Annotated in this window: 19 protein-coding genes; 11 read left to right on the top strand and 8 right to left on the bottom strand. The window is 34.8% G+C overall.

What is annotated here, in order from left to right:
* Window positions 1-27 precede the first annotated feature (27 nt).
* Complete coding sequence (rho, locus tag ACFIJR_RS02465; protein ID WP_375625520.1) at window positions 28-1,293, bottom strand: transcription termination factor Rho; 1,266 nt, start codon at window positions 1,291-1,293, stop codon at window positions 28-30.
* Window positions 1,294-1,848: 555 nt separating this feature from the next.
* On the opposite strand from rho, the gene ACFIJR_RS02460 reads away from it, so the two are divergent.
* The 6 genes from ACFIJR_RS02460 to polA all read left to right on the top strand — a co-directional run bounded on the left by ACFIJR_RS02460 (window position 1,849) and on the right by polA (window position 8,668).
* Window positions 1,849-2,673 (top strand): pyruvate, water dikinase regulatory protein, encoded by an 825-nt coding sequence (locus tag ACFIJR_RS02460; protein WP_375626120.1) that lies wholly within the window; start codon window positions 1,849-1,851, stop codon window positions 2,671-2,673.
* A gap of 12 nt (window positions 2,674-2,685) precedes the next feature.
* Entirely contained in the window at window positions 2,686-3,282 is a 597-nt protein-coding gene (locus ACFIJR_RS02455) for a Maf family nucleotide pyrophosphatase (protein ID WP_375653447.1), read from the top strand.
* Complete coding sequence (locus tag ACFIJR_RS02450; RefSeq protein WP_375626122.1) at window positions 3,275-4,147, top strand: shikimate dehydrogenase; 873 nt, start codon at window positions 3,275-3,277, stop codon at window positions 4,145-4,147. The genes ACFIJR_RS02455 and ACFIJR_RS02450 overlap by 8 nt, the downstream gene beginning before the upstream one ends.
* Window positions 4,144-4,728: a dephospho-CoA kinase gene (gene coaE, locus ACFIJR_RS02445; RefSeq protein ID WP_375653445.1), complete on the top strand. Its 585-nt coding sequence runs from the start codon at window positions 4,144-4,146 to the stop codon at window positions 4,726-4,728. Before ACFIJR_RS02450 ends, coaE begins: the two co-directional genes overlap by 4 nt.
* 4 nt (window positions 4,729-4,732) lie before the next feature.
* The gene (gene dnaQ / locus ACFIJR_RS02440; protein ID WP_375625515.1) at window positions 4,733-5,437 is read left to right on the top strand and encodes a DNA polymerase III subunit epsilon; all 705 of its coding nucleotides are present in this window, start codon (window positions 4,733-4,735) and stop codon (window positions 5,435-5,437) included.
* Between the two features lie 321 nt (window positions 5,438-5,758).
* Entirely contained in the window at window positions 5,759-8,668 is a 2,910-nt protein-coding gene (polA, locus tag ACFIJR_RS02435; RefSeq protein ID WP_375648192.1) for a DNA polymerase I, read from the top strand.
* Window positions 8,669-8,673: 5 nt separating this feature from the next.
* Here the strand turns inward: polA and ACFIJR_RS02430 are convergent, their stop codons facing one another.
* From ACFIJR_RS02430 to ihfB, 7 genes are all read right to left on the bottom strand, one after another.
* Complete coding sequence (locus ACFIJR_RS02430) at window positions 8,674-9,537, bottom strand: endonuclease/exonuclease/phosphatase family protein (RefSeq protein ID WP_375653442.1); 864 nt, start codon at window positions 9,535-9,537, stop codon at window positions 8,674-8,676.
* A gap of 112 nt (window positions 9,538-9,649) precedes the next feature.
* The gene (locus ACFIJR_RS02425) at window positions 9,650-10,423 is read right to left on the bottom strand and encodes a Bax inhibitor-1/YccA family protein (protein ID WP_375626129.1); all 774 of its coding nucleotides are present in this window, start codon (window positions 10,421-10,423) and stop codon (window positions 9,650-9,652) included.
* A 1,119-nt stretch (window positions 10,424-11,542) separates the two neighbouring features.
* Window positions 11,543-12,046 carry a signal peptidase II gene (gene lspA / locus ACFIJR_RS02420; protein ID WP_375626131.1) on the bottom strand — a complete coding sequence of 168 codons (504 nt, stop codon included), beginning with the start codon at window positions 12,044-12,046 and terminating at the stop codon, window positions 11,543-11,545.
* Entirely contained in the window at window positions 12,036-12,890 is an 855-nt protein-coding gene (locus ACFIJR_RS02415; RefSeq protein ID WP_375626133.1) for a TrmH family RNA methyltransferase, read from the bottom strand. The genes lspA and ACFIJR_RS02415 overlap by 11 nt, the downstream gene beginning before the upstream one ends.
* A gap of 2 nt (window positions 12,891-12,892) precedes the next feature.
* Window positions 12,893-13,828 (bottom strand): class I SAM-dependent methyltransferase, encoded by a 936-nt coding sequence (locus tag ACFIJR_RS02410; RefSeq protein WP_375625509.1) that lies wholly within the window; start codon window positions 13,826-13,828, stop codon window positions 12,893-12,895.
* 175 nt (window positions 13,829-14,003) lie between these two features.
* Entirely contained in the window at window positions 14,004-14,300 is a 297-nt protein-coding gene (locus tag ACFIJR_RS02405; RefSeq protein ID WP_375651664.1) for a LapA family protein, read from the bottom strand.
* A gap of 7 nt (window positions 14,301-14,307) precedes the next feature.
* Complete coding sequence (ihfB, locus tag ACFIJR_RS02400; RefSeq protein WP_012754445.1) at window positions 14,308-14,586, bottom strand: integration host factor subunit beta; 279 nt, start codon at window positions 14,584-14,586, stop codon at window positions 14,308-14,310.
* A 184-nt stretch (window positions 14,587-14,770) separates the two neighbouring features.
* Between ihfB and lptC the strand changes: the two genes are divergently transcribed.
* The 5 genes from lptC to ACFIJR_RS02375 all read left to right on the top strand — a co-directional run bounded on the left by lptC (window position 14,771) and on the right by ACFIJR_RS02375 (window position 20,470).
* Entirely contained in the window at window positions 14,771-15,415 is a 645-nt protein-coding gene (gene lptC, locus ACFIJR_RS02395; protein WP_375653440.1) for an LPS export ABC transporter periplasmic protein LptC, read from the top strand.
* Window positions 15,416-15,491: 76 nt separating this feature from the next.
* Window positions 15,492-16,091 carry an LptA/OstA family protein gene (locus tag ACFIJR_RS02390; protein ID WP_375626140.1) on the top strand — a complete coding sequence of 200 codons (600 nt, stop codon included), beginning with the start codon at window positions 15,492-15,494 and terminating at the stop codon, window positions 16,089-16,091.
* A 6-nt stretch (window positions 16,092-16,097) separates the two neighbouring features.
* Window positions 16,098-16,892, top strand: coding sequence for an LPS export ABC transporter ATP-binding protein (gene lptB, locus ACFIJR_RS02385; protein ID WP_375626142.1), 795 nt, complete (start codon window positions 16,098-16,100; stop codon window positions 16,890-16,892).
* 909 nt (window positions 16,893-17,801) lie between these two features.
* Window positions 17,802-18,266: a PTS IIA-like nitrogen regulatory protein PtsN gene (gene ptsN, locus ACFIJR_RS02380; protein WP_012754449.1), complete on the top strand. Its 465-nt coding sequence runs from the start codon at window positions 17,802-17,804 to the stop codon at window positions 18,264-18,266.
* Window positions 18,267-19,966: 1,700 nt separating this feature from the next.
* Window positions 19,967-20,470, top strand: a complete 504-nt coding sequence (locus tag ACFIJR_RS02375) for an invasion associated locus B family protein (RefSeq protein WP_375625556.1) — start codon at window positions 19,967-19,969, stop codon at window positions 20,468-20,470.
* Window positions 20,471-20,499 lie beyond the last annotated feature (29 nt).

Genomic DNA, 20,499 nt, shown 5'->3' with positions numbered 1-20,499 from the left:
TTTATCCTAATAAAAACTTTAATGACTCTACGTATTCATTGAATCAAAAAATTCACTATTGTTTTTTGTTTGCTTTAATTTATCAATCAAAAATTCAATTGCATCTGTTACATTCATAGATGCTAAAATACGACGAAGAACAAAAATTTTGTGTAAATCTTGTCGTTCTACCAAAAGTTCTTCCTTACGCGTTCCTGACTTTAAAATATCCATAGCAGGGAAAATACGCTTATCAGCAACTTTTCTATCAAGAACAATTTCAGAATTACCTGTTCCTTTAAATTCTTCAAAAATAACCTCATCCATACGACTTCCTGTATCAATCAAAGCCGTTGCAATAATGGTTAAAGATCCACCTTCTTCAATATTACGTGCTGCACCAAAAAAACGTTTTGGACGCTGGAGAGCATTTGCATCCACACCACCTGTTAAAACTTTCCCCGAAGAAGGAACAACTGTATTATATGCACGTCCAAGACGTGTAATAGAATCAAGAAGAATAACAACATCGCGTCCATATTCAACGAGGCGTTTGGCTTTTTCAATGACCATTTCTGCTACTTGTACGTGACGTATTGCAGGTTCATCAAAAGTAGAAGAAACCACTTCTCCTTTTACTGAACGCTGCATATCTGTAACTTCTTCTGGTCGTTCATCAATTAAAAGAACAATGAGATAACATTCAGGATGATTAGTGGTAATAGAATGAGCAATATTTTGAAGTAAAACTGTTTTTCCTGTCCGAGGAGGAGCAACAATTAACCCTCTTTGTCCTTTTCCCAATGGAGATATCAAATCAATCACGCGTGATGACATATCTTTCTCTGTAGGATCTTGTATTTCCATTTGGAAACGCTCATTTGAATAAAGAGGAGTAAGATTATCAAAGTGAATTTTATAACGAATCTTTTCAGTTTTTTCAAAATTAATTGTATTAATTTTAAGGAGAGCAAAATAACGTTCTCCCTCTTTTGGACTACGTATAGGACCTTCAATGGTATCGCCTGTTTTTAAAGAAAATGACTGTATTTGTGCTGGTGAAAGATAAATATCATCGGGACCAGGAAGATAATTAGCGTCAGCAGATCTCAAAAAACCAAATCCGTCTTGTAAAACTTCAACAACACCCTCTCCTATAATTTCTACATCTTGTAGAGCAAGTTTTTTCAAGATAGCAAACATTAATTCTTGTTTGCGCATAAGAGAGGCATTCTCAACTTCTAATGTTTCAGCAAAAGAAACAAGTTCAACGGGATTTTTGCTTTTAAGTTCTTGTAGTTTCATTTTTTGCATGAAATATGCTCTTTGTAATTAAGGAGAAGATTATCTTAAATAATTTATGGAAATTTATGAACGAAATATTCTTAAGAAGAAAAATATTTTACACTCAATTTTTTTAATCTGCAAGTACCATTTATATGAAATTTATCCCTGTAATATTAAGTAATTGTATGAAAAAATTGAAAAAATATAAAAATACAAATAGTGTTTAATTTATTTTATAACAAAAATATGAGTTAGAGTTATAGCATTAATTAAATGCTATTCAAAAGTATTTTTTACAGAAATTTATATTAATAAATTTATATTAAAGAAGGGATTCTTCTTATTTATAACTGTGTTTAGTGTGAATTATTATTTATCCTCAATTTTATCCACAAAAGAGACTAAAAAAAAGAATAAAAATAACACTATCTTAAAGATATTATCCCCTCTTTTTTATAAGAGGTATAAAATTATCACAAGCATTTAATTTGTGTATAAAAACGAAGAATTTTTCCTAAATTTTAGTTTTATAAAAAACGGTAAGGATATATACACATATCTTAACAAGGAGTTAAAATTTCTGTGACAAAAGAAAAAAAAATCTTTCATTTACACATGCTTTCTGATGCAACGGGAGAAACGTTAATCTCTGTTGGGAGAGCTGTAGCATCGCAGTATACAATGAGTCAGGTAACAGAGCATATCTATCCTATGATTCGTAATGAAATACAGTTACAAAAAGCTCTTGATGAAATACAACAAGAGCCAGGTATTGTTCTCTACACAATGATTGATGAAGAATTTAAACTTCTCCTTCAAAAAAAGTGTAAAAAAATAAAAGTTCCCTGTATTGATATATTGCATCCTGTTTTAAATGCTTTTCAGTCTTACCTTGGAATGCCAACACATTTACGTGCGAGCGCACAACATGATCTTAATGCAGATTATTTTCGCCGTATTGAAGCACTGGATTTTACAATAGAGCATGATGATGGACAGTCTTCCAGTAGCTTATCCGAAGCAGATGTGATCCTTGTTGGAATTTCAAGAACCTCTAAAACGCCAACAAGTATCTATTTAGCAAATCGCGGAATAAAAACGGCTAATGTTCCTCTTATTCCTAATATTGATTTGCCAGAATCCCTTTTAGAGGCAAAAAATTCTTTAATTATTGGTTTAATTGCTTCAGCTGAAAGAATCTCACATATTCGTCAAAATCGAGATTTGGGAGAAGGTTTTGCTCTTGATAGTTATACAAATCGTATCAACATAGCTGAAGAATTAATCTATGCAAAACGCATTTGCGAACGTTTTGGTTGGCCTATTATTGATGTCACAAGACGCTCTATTGAAGAAACTGCTGCTGCAATATTTGAACTTTTATCACGATTTCGTGAAGGAAAATGAGAGAGAATTCTCATGAAAGCAGATACGTTAATATTAGCATCTCTTAGTTTTTATCGTGCAAAATTATTAAAAAAAGCAGGTTTAAATTTTTTCATTGAAGGAGCTTCTTTTGATGAAAGAGAAGTAGAAAAAAAAGCAAAAGAAAAAACATCTAAAGAACTCAGCTGTTTTCTTGCGAGTGCAAAAGCAAAAAATGTTTCAGATCGTTTTCCTGATGCTTTCGTTATTGGTTGTGATCAAGTGCTTGATTTGGAAGGTCAAGTTTTTCATAAAGCAACAAATATTAAGGAAGCACATCAACGTTTATGTGAGTTATCAGGAAAAACTCATTCTCTTCATAGTGCAGTAGCTTTATTTAAAAATGGTCAAAAAATTTGGGTTGAAGCTTTTAGTGCACATATGTCCGTCCGTTTGCTCTCGTCAGAATTTATTGAACGTTATTTAGCACGCGTAGGAAAAGATGTTCTAAACAGCGTGGGAGTATATCAAATTGAAGGGGAAGGGATTCATCTCTTTGAAAAAATTGAAGGAGATTTTTTTACCATTGTTGGTTTACCTTTGCTGCCTCTACTCATAAAACTGCGTCATTTAGGAATTATTGATGGTTGACTTAACAATAAAAAAAATAAATTATCCGCGTGCTTTTGTTGTTGGTTCTCCAATTCATCATTCAAAATCGCCTAAAATTCACAATTTTTGGCTTAAACAATATGGTTTACAAGGAGAATATCTTGCACAAGAAGTAACATCTGAAAAATTCAGTCATTTTATTGCATCTTTACAAAAAATAGGTTTTTGTGGAGGAAATGTTACTTTGCCTTATAAACAGGAAGCTTTTCGTTTAGCAGATTATAAAGATGAGAGAGCAACAATGATTGGTGCTGTTAATACACTTTGGTATGAAGGAGATAAGCTTTGTGCCACGAATAGCGATGCCTATGGTTTTAGCGCTAATCTTGATGATTTTGCATCTGATTGGGGAGGAGAAACAGCTCTTGTTTTTGGAGCAGGTGGTGCCGCACGCGCTATCATATATGCCTTAGAAAAACGCGGATTTGAACAGATTTATTTGATTAACCGTACAAAACAACGCGCTGATAATTTAGCTCAGCATTTTGGAAAATACATTAAAGTTTACGATTGGCATAAAATCCATGAAATACTTCATCAAGCTGATTTGATTGTTAATACAACCTCTATTGGCATAAAAAATCCAGAAGAAAAAAGTGATTCTTTTTTTTGCGATTTTCATAAAGCAAAAAAAACGGCGTTAGTAACAGATATTATTTATACACCATTAATAACTCCTTTTTTACAACAGGCAAAAGCTTGTGATCTCAAGACGGTTGATGGACTTGGGATGCTTCTACATCAGGCTGTTATAGGGTTTGAACAGTGGTTTGGAATAAGACCACAGGTAACAAAAACATTACGGACAGCTATTTTAGAGGATATGAGTGAAAAGAAAGAATGAAGATCATAGGATTAACGGGATCAATTGCTATGGGAAAATCAACAGTTGCTGATTTTTTCAAGCAAGCGGGTATATCTGTTTTTAGTGCTGATGAAGCAGTACAACAGCTTTATAAAAGTGAGCCAGTTTTGTCATTCATAGAGAGTATTTTTCCTGGTGTTGTTGAAAAAGGTGAAGTTAACCGTTTGAAACTTTCTGAAATTTTGATTGATGATAAGGAAAAATTACAAACATTAGAAAAAATAATTCATCCTTTGGTGCAAGAAAAAGAAAGGGAATTTATTGATATAGCGCGTAAACAAGGGAAAAAATTAGTTATTCTTGATATTCCACTTCTGTTTGAAAAAAATGGTGAAAGTCGTGTGGATAGCGTTATTGTTGTTTCTGCTCCACCAGAAATACAAAAAGAACGTGTAATGATTCGCCAAGGTATGAATGAGAAAAAATTTGCCTTTATCAATGCTCGACAAATGCCGGATGAAAAAAAACGAGAACGTGCTGATTTTATTATTTATACAGGGAAAGATTTAGAGAATACACGTCAACAGGTTTTTGATGTGATAAAAAAACTAAAGAATTGAAGTCATGCGGGAAATTATTTTTGATACAGAAACAACAGGTTTAGATAAAGAAAAAGATCGCATAATCGAAATTGGTTGTGTAGAAATGGTTGATCGTTATCTTACGGGGCGACAATTTCATGTTTATTTAAACCCTGAAGGCGTTATTATTCCTGATGAAGTTGTAGCAATTCACGGATTAACCAATGAACGCCTAAAAAACGAGAAAAGTTTTAGTGATATTGTTGATGAATTTCTGGAATTTATCAAAGGTGCGACAATGATTGCGCATAATGCGAGTTTTGATATTGGTTTTATTAACGCAGAATTAAAACGCGTCAACAAACCGCTTATCAGTGTTGATAATATTCTTGATACATTGGCTATGGCACGGCGTAAATTCCCTATGGGTCCTAATTCTCTTGATATTTTATGCAAACGTTTTGGAATTGATAACAGCCATCGTGTTCTTCATGGTGCTTTGCTTGATGCAGAGATTTTAGCCGATGTTTATATTGAACTGATCGGTGGAAAGCAAGGTGTATTGGGTTTTGATAACAGAAGGGGACTTGAACATATCCAGAATGATAAAGATACATCTTATGCAGTTAAAATTCGCCCACAGGCTTTACCTTCAAGATTGAGTCCGCAAGAAAAAAGGTTGCACGCTGATTTTATCAACAAGATAGGTGAAAAAGCTCTGTGGAATAACTTTAAAATTCATGAATAACATCATTTTTTCTCTAAAAAAATCACTATTTAAATTAAAGAATATGGATGTCAAAAAAATGGTCGTTGTGGGGAGGGGAACACCACAACGACCCTGTCGCTACATCGTACCTCAGCTATCATAGGAGGAGCAAAATGAAAGCTATTAATCCTGTAACAGCAAAGAAAAGCTCTAGGTACTTAATATAAAGTGCAACGACTTCATGTGTTATGAAAAGAAAAAATGGCTTTTTAGAGGCAAAATGAAAAAATAAAAATAAAAGTGAAAAAAAATATATACAGGTAATTTGTTTTTTAGCTGAAATGGAGAAATAGAATTGTCATGAAAGCAACAGATCATCTTTTTTTGGTTGACGGATCAGGCTATGTTTTTCGTGCTTATTATGCTTTGCCGCCTTTAAAACGTAAAAAGGATGGACTTCCTGTAGGAGCAGTAGCTGGTTTTTGCAATATGTTATGGAAATTACTTTGTGATGCTCGTAATACAGCTACTGGTATTGTTCCAACACATTTTGCTGTTATTTTTGATTATTCATCTGATACTTTTCGGAAACAAATTTATCCTGAATATAAAGCGAATCGCGCTGAACCTCCTGAAGATCTAATTCCTCAATTTGCGCTAATACGCCAAGCAACGAAGGCTTTTAATTTGCCTTGTATTGAAAAGGAAGGCTTTGAAGCGGATGATTTGATTGCTACCTATGCAAAATTGGCAACAAAGGTTGGGGCAAAAACAACCATTATTTCTTCTGATAAGGATCTTATGCAACTCGTAAATACGCATGTATCTTTGTATGATGGAATGAAAGACAAACATATAGGTATCTCAGAAGTTGTAGAAAAATGGGGTGTTGCGCCTGAAAAAATGATTGATTTACAAGCATTAATTGGAGATTCAACAGATAATGTACCAGGTATTCCAGGTATTGGTCCCAAAACTGCAGCTCAGTTGTTAGATCAGTTTGATTCTCTTGATCTTTTATTGCAAAACGTAACAGAAATTAAACAAACAAAACGACGCGAAAACATTCAAGCTTATAGAGAACAAGTTAAAATTTCTCGTGAACTTGTTAGGCTTAAAACAGATGTTCCTATAGATAATGATTTAGATGATTTTGTTTTGGAGCCACAAGATGGTCCACGTTTAATTGCTTTTTTGAAAGCGATGGAATTTTCAACATTAACGCGTCGCGTGGCAGAGGCAACGTCATGCGATGCAGCTGTTATTGATGCCCTTGATATAGATGTTGAATGGGAAAAACTGAGCCACAGGCATGATTCTGATATCAATAATACTGAGCGCGCATCTCTTCATAATTTTTCTGAAAATTCTCCACAAGTTTTTGCACAAAAACGTAAAGATCAAGCGCTGACTCAAAAAATTACAAGAGATGCTTATACAACAATTCTTGATGAGGAAATTTTAAAAGATTGGTTATCACAAACACAAGAGCAGGGTTTTTTCGCTTTTAATACTGAAACAACATCTCTTGATCCGATGCAAGCAAAGCTTGTTGGTTTTTCACTCGCATTACAGCCAGAAAAAGCAGCTTATATACCTCTTGAACATTTTGATGAAGGAGAAGAGGACCTTTTGAGGGGCGGGCGCATTGCCTCGCAGATTGAGACCCGAAAAGCTTTAGCACTTTTAAAACCGATATTAGAAGATTCATCGGTGTTAAAAATTGGCCAGAATATAAAATATGATTGGTTGGTGATGAAGCAATACGACATTATGATAAGCTCTTTTGATGATACCATGCTTTTATCATATGCTTTTGATGCTGGAACATTAACCCATAATATGGATGATTTATCTGAACGTTGGCTTGAGCATAAACCAATTTCCTATAAAGATTTAACGCATAACGGAAAAAAAATTACTTCTTTTGCACAAGTAGATTTAAAACAAGCAACCCTTTATGCCGCGGAACATGCTGATATAACGCTACGGCTTTGGCAAGTATTAAAACCGCAACTTGTTGCTCGTGGAATGACAAAAATTTATGAGCGTCTTGATCGACCCCTTGTAGAAGTTCTTGCAAAAATGGAAGAACGTGGGATTCTTATTGATCGGCAGATTTTATTGCGTCTTTCAGGAGAATTGGCACAAGCTGCTTTGATTTTAGAAGAGGAAATTTACAAACAAGCTGATGAAAAGTTTAATCTTTCTTCGCCAAAGCAATTAGGGGATATCCTTTTTGGCAAAATGGGATTACCTGGAGGCGCTAAAACTAAGGGTGGACAATGGTCAACTTCTGCACAGACCTTAGAAGAGTTGGCTGCTGAAGGTCATGTTTTGCCGCGTAAAATTATTGAGTGGCGTCAACTTGCAAAGCTAAAATCTACCTATACAGATGCCTTGCCTTCTTATATTTTTTCAAAAACAGGGCGAGTTCACACGAATTATTCTTTGGCAATAACATCAACAGGGCGGTTATCATCATCAGAGCCAAATTTGCAAAATATTCCAGTGCGGACTGCTGAAGGGCGTAAAATTCGAACAGCTTTTATTGCTCCCAAAGGACATGTGTTACTTTCTGCTGATTATAGTCAGATTGAATTGCGCATTCTTGCACATATTGCGGATATAAAAGCATTAAAAGAAGCTTTTGCTAAAGGGCATGATATTCACGCTATAACGGCATCACAAATGTTTGGCGTTGCGATAGAAGGAATGCATTCAGATATACGACGGCGTGCAAAAGCGATTAATTTTGGTATTATTTATGGTATTTCAGCTTTTGGATTAGCCAATCAATTGGGAATTTCACGCCAAGAAGCGGGTCGTTATATTCAACTGTATTTTGAAAGATTTCCAGGAATTAAAGATTATATGGAGAAGACCAAAATCTTTGCACGTGAAAATGGTTATGTAGAAACAATTTTTGGACGTCGTATCCATTATCCAGAAATAAAAGCAAAGAATGTAAAAATTCGTTCTCTTAATGAGCGAGCAGCTATCAATGCTCCAATTCAAGGTTCTGCAGCCGATATTATTCGCCGCGCTATGATACATATGGAAGATGCTTTAAAAGAAGAAAAACTATCAGCAAAAATGTTGCTGCAAGTGCATGATGAACTGATTTTTGAAGTAACAGAAGAAGAAAGTAAAAGAACCATGGCTGTTGTTAAAAATGTTATGGAAAATGCTACAATGCCGGTTTTATCTTTATCTGTACCGCTTGAAGTAAAAGTCATGACGGCTCAAAATTGGGATGAAGCACATTAATTTTTTTATTTATTTTTAAGAATGTTGATTGCGTTGGAAAGATTAAGATAGGCTTTGATAGGCAAATGATCTGAAGCAATGCGTGCAAGCGGTGAATGATGATTTTCAATACTTGTTATCAATTGGTGTGGAAAAGAAAAAACTCTATCAAGGGCTAAAAAAGGAAAGCGAGAGGGAAAACTTGGTACAACTTCAAAAGTGCTATCAAAATAGGGGAAAAAATGATTTAAAGATGAGCCTTTTCCCATCCGCCATTCATTAAAATCTCCTATGAGGAGTGTAGGCATAAGGGAGCGTTTTTGGAAAATTTCAAGGAGCATTTTTGTTTGTTGTTTACGAGAGTAACGTAATAAGCCAAAATGAGCCGCAATAATACGAATAGGGCCTGCTGCCATTTCCAACTCTACAATTACAGCCCCACGTGGTTCAATACCAGGAAGAGTGACTTGTAAAGTATCACGTACATATCCCTTTCGCAAAAAGAGAGCATTCCCATGCCAACCATGTCCATGAGGTGACATAGTATTAAGAGGTATAGGAATCAAACCGGTTTCAGCTTTTAATAGCTGAAGATTAATCAAACCGATGCGTTCTCCAAAACGTCTATCTGCTTCTTGAAGAGCAAGGATATCAACTTGTAATTCAGTAATAACACGGACAATTCTTGTAGGATTAAAAATTTTATCAACACCTACACATTTATGCACATTATAGGAAGCAACGGTCAGATCATAATTACTATTTTTATTGATGATGTTTGATTGATGATGAGAACGGCTGTGAATTGCATTTAAAAAGGAGCTATGGAGTTTTTGTTGGATAAAACCGGTAAACCAAGGAAATTTTTGCTTATAGGGTATTTTTGTCATTTTGCGAAAAGAATAGTCCCTAAGAAACAAAGGGTAAAGACTTACACTAAAAACAAAAGAACCTTGTCTCTTTTAGAAACAAGGTTCTTTAATTAAGTTATGATTTTTGCAATCAATCACGGTTTGAGCCAAGAAATTGTAGCAAGAAGACAAACATATTGATGAAATCAAGATAAAGATTCAACGCGCCCATAATAACTTTACGTCCTCTGGTGTCGCTTTCATCTCCTTCATAATACATCAACTTAATGCTTTGGGTATCGTAGGCTGTCAAACCAGCAAAGATAAAAACACCAATTACAGAGATAGCAAATTGCAAAGCGCTTGATCCAAGAAAAATGTTCACAATCATGGAAAGAAACAAGCCGATCAATCCGATGAATAGGAATGAACCGATTGCTGTGAGATCACGCTTTGTTGTGTATCCATAAAGTGAAAGAGCTCCAAAAGTTGCGGCGGAAATGACAAAGGTTTGCACAACACTTTCTGTCGTATAGCGCAAAACGATTGAAGACAGTGAAAGACCAACCAGAGCAGCATAACCAAAAAAGAGGCTACGAGCAGCGTTTGTACTCAATGTATTAATTTTAAAACTGAGGAATAAAACTGCTATGAGTGGTGCAAACATAACAATGTAAGAGAATGGCGATGTATAAAATGTTACTCCAAATGATGTTAGATAAACACTGCTATTGATCTGAGCTGCTGCTTGGCCCATATCCGTTGTCGTTGCTAATGATACAATTGCATAAGCGGCAGCAGCTGTAATAAGCAAACCAATGGCCATTGTATTGTAGACACCCAACATATAGTCGCGTAATCCCTGATCAATTGATGCATCGGCATGAGAAGCAGGTGCCGAACGTAAATCTTTAAAATTAGCCATAATATAAAATCCTTTAGCATATGTTCCGTCAGGTACAGGGCTTTAAAAGTATCTCTGTCATTATACAGATAAGCTTGGCATAAGCTTTAATTTGGCAAATACAAAAAACCCTTAAGAATCACTGACAGAATTCCAGTATACCTGCTCTTATTATGGCGATTTATTTAAAAATTACAAGAGATTTATATAAGCAAGGAACCTTACAAATTGGTAAGGAAATGGTTCATTTTAATAAAAAATGTTTCCATTTTTCGCCATATTTTTACAAGATAATAAAGACTACACTCAAAAATTTTTATTATTCACAGAAACTATGTAATACAATCCTTTATAAAATATCCACTATTTTTGCGTTTATGAGAAGAGCGGCAACTATCATAACGCTATTTTTCAATCTTCAATATTGCACCTGTTTTGCACGGTTAGAAGAGCTATTGAATTGGATTTATATAACATATTGAGATATAATGATAAACTGTCTTTTTGTATGCTAGATAATATTCCGAATATCGTAAGATTCTCTGGTTGCAAATCTGTTTATATTACATCAATCAAGATTATTGACTTGCTTGTGTCTTGCAAGAGACATGGTTTTAATAAATTCAGCATGAACAGATTTCAAATAAAAGAGATTTAGGCTATTAAGGGCTTTTATTCAATATGAAAAACGGTAATTTATATTTATAATCAATAGGTTGATTTAAGAAGACACCATTGAAGATAGTTGAAAAAATGTTTTTTATTAAACAATATATAAACCAAAAAAGGAGAGTTTTTTAACGAAGCGCTTAAGAAGGGCTCTGTAAAAAACAATACCTGTAAAAACTAAAAACATATGAAAAGCAAATGTTCTAAGCAAATAATAGAACTTTAAATGCTGTAAAATATTTTCTCTCTGAATTTGATAGAGGACATATGGATAAAAAATATTGATTTCTATTTGAGTTCATTTCTTTTGCATTGACCAAGTGTAGAAGTGTAAAGTTGAAAAATAAGATTTTATAATCTTATGAAAAGAAACACGAAAAACAATTAGCTGCAAGAATTATCCAAGAAAAATCAATTTATAATCAGGCTTATGATGGTCAATGATCTCTGTTTTCTAAGACAATGAGCATATCAATGAGAAGATGTATTGTTAGAATGATTTTTTGCTTTCATCCAAGCGCGCAATTCTTCAATAAGGATGGCAATAACACCGAGAGTGATAAAACTATCTGCAAGGTTGAAAATAGCAAAATAAAAAATATCATCAATATGAAAGAGTATATAATCAGTGACATGATGAAAGCGAATACGATCAATGAGATTGCCAATTGCTCCCCCAATAATAAGGATAAGGCCAAAGCGCATTAAAGACTTATTATATTCAGTATTTTTCCATAGCCATAGAAGGAAGATAATCACAATGATTGTGATGGCGATGATTACCCAGTGAGAAAAGGAAGAAAAAAACGAAAATGCAATGCCAGAATTACGCACATGATAAAGGGAAAGAAAAGGAATAAGCGAAATTTCTGTTCCTAAAGGCATATTGTGCATAACCCAGTATTTGACAGCTTGATCAAGTAGTACTGTAAAAGCCAAACCCAAGAGAAGAAAAGGGAGTGATTTAGGCGTCATATTTTTCCTCACATGGTTCCAGTATTAAATAGGGGCGACGGATTTCATAAAGCATAACAGCTGTTGCTACAGCTAGATTAAGCGAGTCTGCGCGTCCGCTTTGTGGAATACGCGCAAGTTTATCACACCGATTTGTAAGAAGATCTGATAATCCCTGTTTTTCATTCCCCATTAAAAGGATAATAGGGCCATTTTTGAAATCAAGTGTGCGATAATCCAGAGATCCTTTGAGATGTGTTCCAACGATCATACCTTTAAAGTGAGCAGACCAGTTTAAAAAGGCGCTTTCATCAAGACGATAAAGTGGCACAGAGAAAATAGATCCCATGGTTGCACGGACCGCTTCAGGCGAGAAAGGGTCTGTTGTTTCGCCAATTAAAATAACACCTTTAGCACCTACAGCATCAGCAGTTCGAATAATGGTACCAAGATTTCCAGGATCACGTACACGATCAAGCGCGATGTAAACATCTTTAATCTGTCCTTTTATCATTTCAAGAGAGTGCCATTTTTGCTTGAAAATACCAATAACTGTTTGTGGATTATCGCGTCGGGTAAGTGATTCCATAACCTTTTGTGAGGCTTTAATAACAAAACCACCGTTGGCTACAGCATGTGCGGCAGTATTTTCGATAGCAGCATTACCGATTTTACTTTTAGAAAAAATAAGCGTCTGTATTGTCCAGCCGAGATTGAGAGCATCAATGACCAATTTCAATCCTTCTGCCATGAAAAGACCTTCTCTATTACGGTTTTTCTTTTGGCTAAGTGCTTTAAGATCTTTTATGATGGGGTTGCTAAGAGAGGTAATTTCTTTCACTGTACCAGTTTTGGGTCTACACATATTCAAGCAATCCAACGGCTAAAAAGAGAAGTAGAAAGAGCACGTCCTGCAACTTCTTCACGCAAAATGAGTTCTCCTGATTCGACCGTACCACCAAGATTTACAAATGCATCACGCATTAAAGCATGAAGTGCAAAGAAGGAAGCACGAATAGAATAAGCTGTAAGGACAACAGAGAGCGGTTTATCAGAGAGAAGTTTACGACAATTTGTGATCATAGCGGGTAAATGATCAAACAGTTGCCAAATTTCACCATGGGGTCCACGCCCATAAGCAGGGGGATCAAGAAGAATCATATCATAGCTTTTCTTACGACGCAGTTCACGCTCGACAAATTTCATAGCATCATCGCAAATCCAGCGAATAGAATGATCTGGTAATCCTGCTTTTTCTTGATTAGCTTTTGCCCACGCAATGGCTTTTTTAGAAGCATCAACATGGGTAACATTCGCACCCGCTCGTGCCCCAATCAAAGAGGCAATACCTGTATAGCCAAAAAGATTCAACAATTTTATAGGACGTTCGGCTTTAACAATTTGTTTTTCCATAGAGCGCCAATGGGCATCTTGTTCAGGAAAAACCCCCACATGACGAAAGGAAGTAAAACGGCCTAGAAAAGGCAATCCATTCCAAGAAAGAGTCCATGTTTCATCAAGTGGCTTTTTAGGAAAATGCCAACGACCAACCCCTTCTTCATCACGGTTTCCTGTGAAAATAGCATCAACATCAGCCCATTGTTTTTGTGGTAAAGCGGGTTTCCATAGTGCTTGACCTTCTGGTCGAATAATGCGGTAAGCTCCATAACGTTCTAATTTTTGTCCATGACCAGAATCAATGAGAGCATAGTTTTCACTTACACCTGTTTCTAAAATAAGGGGCAACTTTTCCTGCGGATATCTATTGTTATGGGAGGAGGATTGAAAGCATTGTGCGGGCATGTTTTGTATCACGGTATATGAGGTATGAAGATATATTATAAAGCTCTTAAGTGTTTCGTAAAAGTGCAAAAAAGCTAAAGTCAATTAAAATATGTATAAAAAAGAAAAGAGCACCTTTAACTCTGTACTGAATATAAAATACAGAGAGAAGAGAAAAGATTTAATTAAAATACCATTACACCAGATTTGTGATAGACATTTTCAATTTCTCTATCTCGGCGTTACTTTTTTTGAGAGCTTTTTTGTATTTGTGATAGGAAAACCAACTGATCAGATTCCCTAATAAAATACCAAAACCAAAGAAAATAAAGAGCCATATAAAGAGGGGAGCATGATAAGTAAAACTTTCAGAATCTGCTCGAAAAGGATCAAGGGTTAACGGAACCATTTGACGATTAGCAACGATAAAAACAATCAAAAAAGCTGCAAGAATCACACCGATACTTGTTAGAAGAATACGTTTAATTATCATAAGTTTCTCACTGATTAAGACGGTCGCGTAAATCCTTGCCAGTTTTAAAAAAAGGAATCCACTTTTCTTCAACAGAAACAGCTTCACCTGTTCGTGGATTACGTCCATTACGGGCTGAACGGCTTTTTACAGAAAAAGCTCCAAATCCACGAAGTTCAACACGATTGCCATTTGCAAGTGCTGTTGAAATTTCCTCAAAAATAGCGTTTACAATATTCTCCACATCCCGTTGAAAAAGATGCGGGTTATGACGAGCGATAATTTGCACAAGCTCTGATTTTACCACAATAGCCTCACTTTCACACAAAAATTTTTTTGTAATTGTGCACTTCATACATATTACAATATATAAACGGATAAAAGCAAAATAAAACGAAGAAAAAACAAATTGCAAGAAACAAAATTTGAAAATACCTTCTATAAAGGTTATACAGATTAAAAATGCGGAGTATTTAAGAGATTAGGAGAGTATGTCCGTACACAATCATTATGAAGCCTTTTCGACGCAATCATCTTTCGGAGATGTTTTTAAAAAAGCATCCCGTCATTCGCGTCGCGTTAGCATATTAAAATTTTTTTTACCTTTCTTAGCGTTGATTTCAGCGCTGGTTTTTTGTTGGTTTACGTTTTTCTTGGTTCCCGTTACTTCTGATTCTATGCCTTTGAATAATGAAGAAAGTGGCGTGGTGAATTTGACGATGCTCAATCCAAAGTTAGAAGGGTATACGCGTGCTCATGAACCTTATTGGCTTAAAGCAGAAAAGGCATTTCAAGACCATACACACTCTGGAATGATTGGATTACAAAACATTACAGCTAAAGCATTTATGGGTCAACAAAGACAGGTTTTTCTTGCAGCACAAGGGGGGGTTTACGATAATATTAATGGTTTTTTACAGTTGGACAAGCCATTCACCATTACGACGAATGATGGGATGATGGCACAATTTATGTCAGCGAGTATTAATTTATCCGAGGGACAGTTAAAAACAGACCAACGTGTTAATATTCAGCAAGCCGGTTTGCATCTTGCCGCAAATGCATTACAAATTCGAGAAAAAGGAAAAAACATGTATTTCCATGGTGGTGTGCATTTAGTGCTTCAAAAGCAATGACGTAATATCAATTTGAATCTTCAAAGGATATTTATAAAGAGAAGTATGTGTATATACAAACAGAAGAATTGAAATAATGAAATCGTACAAAAGATGGATAGGTGTGACGTTAGCTTTTAGCATGGGAATGTTAGGAGGAGGAGCAATTTTAGGATATGCTGAAGTGGCTCATTTTGGAATAAGTTTATCAAGCGACAAAGAACCGGTAGAACTTCATGCAGATTCTTTGGAAATACGTGATAAAGAAGGGATAGCGCTTTTTAAAGGTGATGTTTCAGTGGTGCAAGGTGAACGTCTTTTAAGAACGGCAAAATTAGTTGTTTACTACGATAAAGCACATAAAGAAATTGATAAAAACAAGGAAGATACAAAGGCATCATCTGTTTCTTTATTTGGTTCGTCGAGTATACAAAAAATGGAAGCTTTAGGAAAAGTTTATATAAAAATTGCTACGCAAATTGCTACGGGTGATAAAGGCGTTTTTGATGGAAAGTCAAAAATAATGAGTTTGACAGGGAGTCATGTTGTGTTAACTGATGGTGACAATGTGGCCACGGGGTGCAAACTAACGGCAAATATGGAAAGCGGAAAGGCTTTTTTAGAAGGTTGTGAGACGCCTAAGAAAAAAGGTCGTGTTTCTATTATTTTAAAACAAAATCAAAAGAATGGCCATTAAGATTTCATGTTTGGAATCAAAAGAAAAAGACAGACCGATAGGTATAATCTTGAAAGTGAAGCTTCAAAAAATCCCTTAAAAGGGACCTTGATTGCCAGTAACTTGATTAAAATTTATCGAGGAAGACGAACTGTTAATGGTGTTTCTTTTGGCATTCGTACGGGAGAAGCCGTTGGCATTTTAGGTCCTAATGGGGCAGGTAAAACAACTTGTTTTTATATGGTTATGGGGCTCATAAAATCTGATGGAGGATCCATTAAAATTGATGGATTTGATATTACACATCTTCCGATGTATCGACGTGCACGTTTAGGTATTGGATATCTTCCACAGGAGGCTTCGATTTTTCGTGGTCTTTCAGTAGAAAATAACATTAAAGCTGTTTTAGAGGTCGTTGAAAAAGATCGCCTTAAACAACGTGAAGAATTAGATAGCCTTTTACATGAATTTAAAATTGATCATTTGCGTAAAATGTCTGCACTTTCGTTATCTGGAGGCGAACGTCGGCGACTTGAAATTGCGCGCGCTTTAGCTTCTCGTCCCCATTTTATGTTACTTGATGAACCATTTGCAGGAATTGATCCTATCGCTATTTTCGATATTCAACAACTTATTCGTCATTTAACTAGGCGTGGTATTGGTGTTTTAATAACGGATCATAATGTGCGTGAGACATTAGGGCTTGTCGATCGCGCTTATATTATTCATACAGGGCGGGTGTTAGTTCATGGTTGTCCTAATGATATTATCAACAACGTTGATGTACGCAGAATTTATTTGGGAAATCAATTTTCTCTTTGATTTTACAGCTTTCACGAGTTTCCATTTAAATTTAACCAAACATTATTACTGAAAATCTCCTTATTTATGCCAAAACTTCTTTTATGACTATAACCTTAATGTTGTTATTGAGCGGTGAAAAAGGCTTCATCATTAGAGGTTAATTTGTTGTTTTATAAGTTTAGCTTGCTCATGATTGTATTATAGAAAGATATCACTAGATTAACTTGATAATGAGTGATAAACGAAGCTCTTAATAAATGCGTGCATTATTGAAAGGTAAAAGATATTTATCATATTTTTTTCTGTCGAATCAAATAATATATCGATGATGCTGTTTTAGGTATTTTGATGGGAGCACCGGTTATATATTGCGGTTATTCAATAGGAGTTGTCGTATTTTATTGGTTTATATGGCCTATTTGAAAATAGGAGCTGGGCTACAGATATCAGGATAAATCTATAAATCTTTTAAACTAATCATTAAATCTCTAAAAACCTTTATATTCTTGTTATAAGGCGATGTTCAAGCTATACAATAATTTTCAAAGTAAAGGTCCATTTTGCTCAGTATGCTTTTCATCTTAATTTAAGGGCTCATTTTTAAAGAAAGAAAAACTCTGATGGCGAATTATACATCAACTCTTATGACAAGTTTAATAAATTTATGAATAATGACCTTTTCTAGAGTCGTAAGGAAATTAACTTTATGAACAACTTCATTTCTTTGGTTTCTCATGCCGTTAATGATGATCCGAATACTATTTATTGTTGTGATAGAAGTGATATGAGATGTATTGAGCCATCATCCATTATAAATTGAAAAGTAAAAACACATGCGATGTTGCGAAAAGTGAAAGAACATTAAGTATCTATACTGTTTATAGGTTTATTGATGAGCATTTTAGCGTGTAAGAGGAAAATTAAAGTATGAATTTGAGTGAGTTAATAGCACCGGAAGCGATCATTCCGGCTCTTAAGGCTAATTCGAAAAAACAGGTTCTGCAAATTTTAGCCGAAAAAGCTTCCAAGCTAACAGGTCTTAGTGAGCATGTGATTTTTGATGTTGTTTTACAGCGCGAGAAGCTTGGTTCAACGGGTTTGGGCGGAGGTATTGCAATTCCTCATGGAAAATTACCTGATATTAATCGGATCATTGGTATATTTGCACGTCTTGAAAGTCCTGTTGATTTTGAAGCTCTCGATGACGAACCTATAGATCTCGTTTTTCTCCTTTTAGCACCTGAAAATGCTGGTGCGGATCACTTAAAAGCTTTATCACAGATCGCACGTGTTTTGCGTCACACTGATGTTGTGCAAAAGTTGCGCAATACGCATAATGCTAATGCGCTTTATGCTTTACTGATTCAAACTTCAGAATCAAATGCAGCTTAGAAGATATTATGAGTGCATAAGTTGCAAGGTATACACCACGGAACGTAGAAAATAATATAATTTTTATCTTAAAAGACTGATAGCAAAAGGTTATGTCATGCAATTTATGAGAAATCGTTTCTAAGCGAACTTTCTTTTTAAAGAGCAAGTAACAAAACGAAGTACTTGTTTTTTCTTGTTCTTGTATATTAAAGCATCTAAACATTATGCTTCATGGATTCTTTTATCCTGTTATACTGTAAAAAGCCATCATTTGAGGTGTGGAGAGATAAGGCATGTAAGTCTTCTTAATATATTAAGTGCTTTTAGAATGTGTGGTAAATATTCTTTAGCAGGACTTGTCTGTAGAGCTTTTGGTTAAGTAAATCAAATAAGTAGGAAGACAAGAGTAGACTGCTCGACAAGAATCCAAACTTTTTCAGTCCAGATTGGATTAAGAATCTTCGTCCTTTGAAAGCGGGAAAGAAATCAACAGAAAAGTTTATTTATGCATCGAATTTTTCGTAAGTTGAGTTTGAGTGTTTAGGGATAATATTTTAATGCTCAAGAAAAAATAAGAGTGTATGCTCAGTATAGCAAGATATTGATTTATAAATATAATTAACTATTTTGCATGTTGGATGAGAGATGCGAATACTGTAAGATTCTCTCACTTCAAACCTGTTTATGTTGAATCAATCAAAACCATTTTCTTGCATGTTGTAAACGGAATTAGCGTGTGGATAAAAACTGTACAAGAAAGGGGTAAAAATGAAAGTTATAGCTTTAGGTTGGGTGAAACAGCTTTGTGCATGGGAAGATTTATTAAGATCCACTTTAATTGATTAAAATGTTGTTAAAAAATGATAAGGTTAGAATTGCTGTAGAAAAGGTTTTATATTTTTGTTGATAAATTACTTAGAAATAAGAGAAGGAAACTTTTCAAAAGAATTCTTAGGAAGTTTTTTATAACAGAAAGGAAAATGTCGTCTAACATATTAAAATAATATGATTAAGCTATTATAAGCTACTAAAATCATTTTAGAAATTAATAATTGGAGATAAAATATATAGGGAAATAAGATCAAAAGAAACAAAGTGGTATGTGATTATTGAGATAGAATCTGAATTCTTTATGTTTTATTATTAATATCTTGATAATATTTTATTATTTTTACAAGATATTTTGAAGATTGAGAAAAAGTGTTATCGGGACGATATTGAATACGAAGTATGAATGCACTATAATGGGTGAAAGATGGAGTATTTTGCGAACATAAATGTATTGAATGCATAAAGTCGAGGAGTGATATCCGTAAGGCGATTAAGCTTTTTTGCGGGGAGTACGGTGTGTATTTTCAAAATTTTGCATCAGATTGCTTGTGACATAAAGAGTATGGTTTATTTCTTAACAGAGTGATGGTATATTTTCATCTCGTTTTGAAGTTCTATAGCTTAAAGAAATCTTTTTTTATACAAAAACGAAATGAGTAGCGTAAAATGAAGATGTTATTTTTTAATGTGATTATTGAATAAGAAGTTTATGTTTTGGTAACGATTAAAAGGTCACAATGAAACGTAGAAATCTATTCTGGTTAGTGTGAAAATATTTCGCTTATTGAAGGAATTAAGACAATAACACATGAATATCGAGGAGTTTTTGTTGAATTTTTCCAATGAAGAGAATCTTGTTAGAGACTAAAGAAGTGAGCTAAATGAAGATGTTTGAAAAGACTGTTATTGCTGCATCTGTAATGGTTCTTGTTACAGCGGGCGTGGCATGTGCACAAACGCCAAGCCGTTTAAATCAATTTGAAGCGTGGGGAGCCTATTCTTATAAATCGCCCAAAAATACGATTTGCTATGTGTTATCGGTACCTTTGAAGGCTCTTCCAACGACAGTTAATCATGGTGATAATTTTTTCTTGGTTACCAAGCGTTCTCATTCACCTATTTCGTTTGAACCGCAGTTTATGGCTGGTTATACCCTTCAAGAAGGGTCGAGAGTGACAGTGACCATTGGAGGTAAGGACTTTGATTTTTTCACGAAAGATTCCTCAGCTTGGTTGGCTTCATCAGAGCTAGAAAAGCAGCTTGTTTCTGCTATGCGTGCAGGAAGCAATATGACAGTGAAAGCGATATCAAAACGAGGAACGCATACCACTTATACTTATTCCTTAAAAGGGATCACTGCTGCATTAAATGCAGCTCAAAAGTGCCATTAAGGTTTTGATAATTTCTAAAATAGTGATGT

The sequence above is a fragment of the Bartonella sp. OD88NMGDW genome (assembly GCF_042193775.1).
GTDB lineage: Bacteria > Pseudomonadota > Alphaproteobacteria > Rhizobiales > Rhizobiaceae > Bartonella > Bartonella grahamii.
This window is presented reverse-complemented; position numbering and strand designations above follow the sequence as displayed.

Excerpts from the sequence above, each read along its gene's own strand:
- rho (WP_375625520.1), bottom strand. The coding sequence starts at position 1,293 with ATGCAAAAAATGAAACTACAAGAACTTAAAAGCAAAAATCCCGTTGAA.
- ACFIJR_RS02455 (WP_375653447.1), top strand. The coding sequence starts at position 2,686 with ATGAAAGCAGATACGTTAATATTAGCATCTCTTAGTTTTTATCGTGCA.
- ACFIJR_RS02450 (WP_375626122.1), top strand. The coding sequence starts at position 3,275 with ATGGTTGACTTAACAATAAAAAAAATAAATTATCCGCGTGCTTTTGTT.
- coaE (WP_375653445.1), top strand. The coding sequence starts at position 4,144 with ATGAAGATCATAGGATTAACGGGATCAATTGCTATGGGAAAATCAACA.
- dnaQ (WP_375625515.1), top strand. The coding sequence starts at position 4,733 with ATGCGGGAAATTATTTTTGATACAGAAACAACAGGTTTAGATAAAGAA.
- polA (WP_375648192.1), top strand. The coding sequence starts at position 5,759 with ATGAAAGCAACAGATCATCTTTTTTTGGTTGACGGATCAGGCTATGTT.
- ACFIJR_RS02430 (WP_375653442.1), bottom strand. The coding sequence starts at position 9,537 with ATGACAAAAATACCCTATAAGCAAAAATTTCCTTGGTTTACCGGTTTT.
- ACFIJR_RS02425 (WP_375626129.1), bottom strand. The coding sequence starts at position 10,423 with ATGGCTAATTTTAAAGATTTACGTTCGGCACCTGCTTCTCATGCCGAT.
- lspA (WP_375626131.1), bottom strand. The coding sequence starts at position 12,046 with ATGACGCCTAAATCACTCCCTTTTCTTCTCTTGGGTTTGGCTTTTACA.
- ACFIJR_RS02415 (WP_375626133.1), bottom strand. The coding sequence starts at position 12,890 with ATGTGTAGACCCAAAACTGGTACAGTGAAAGAAATTACCTCTCTTAGC.
- ACFIJR_RS02410 (WP_375625509.1), bottom strand. The coding sequence starts at position 13,828 with ATGCCCGCACAATGCTTTCAATCCTCCTCCCATAACAATAGATATCCG.
- ACFIJR_RS02405 (WP_375651664.1), bottom strand. The coding sequence starts at position 14,300 with ATGATAATTAAACGTATTCTTCTAACAAGTATCGGTGTGATTCTTGCA.
- lptC (WP_375653440.1), top strand. The coding sequence starts at position 14,771 with ATGTCCGTACACAATCATTATGAAGCCTTTTCGACGCAATCATCTTTC.
- ACFIJR_RS02390 (WP_375626140.1), top strand. The coding sequence starts at position 15,492 with ATGAAATCGTACAAAAGATGGATAGGTGTGACGTTAGCTTTTAGCATG.
- lptB (WP_375626142.1), top strand. The coding sequence starts at position 16,098 with ATGTTTGGAATCAAAAGAAAAAGACAGACCGATAGGTATAATCTTGAA.
- ptsN (WP_012754449.1), top strand. The coding sequence starts at position 17,802 with ATGAATTTGAGTGAGTTAATAGCACCGGAAGCGATCATTCCGGCTCTT.
- ACFIJR_RS02375 (WP_375625556.1), top strand. The coding sequence starts at position 19,967 with ATGTTTGAAAAGACTGTTATTGCTGCATCTGTAATGGTTCTTGTTACA.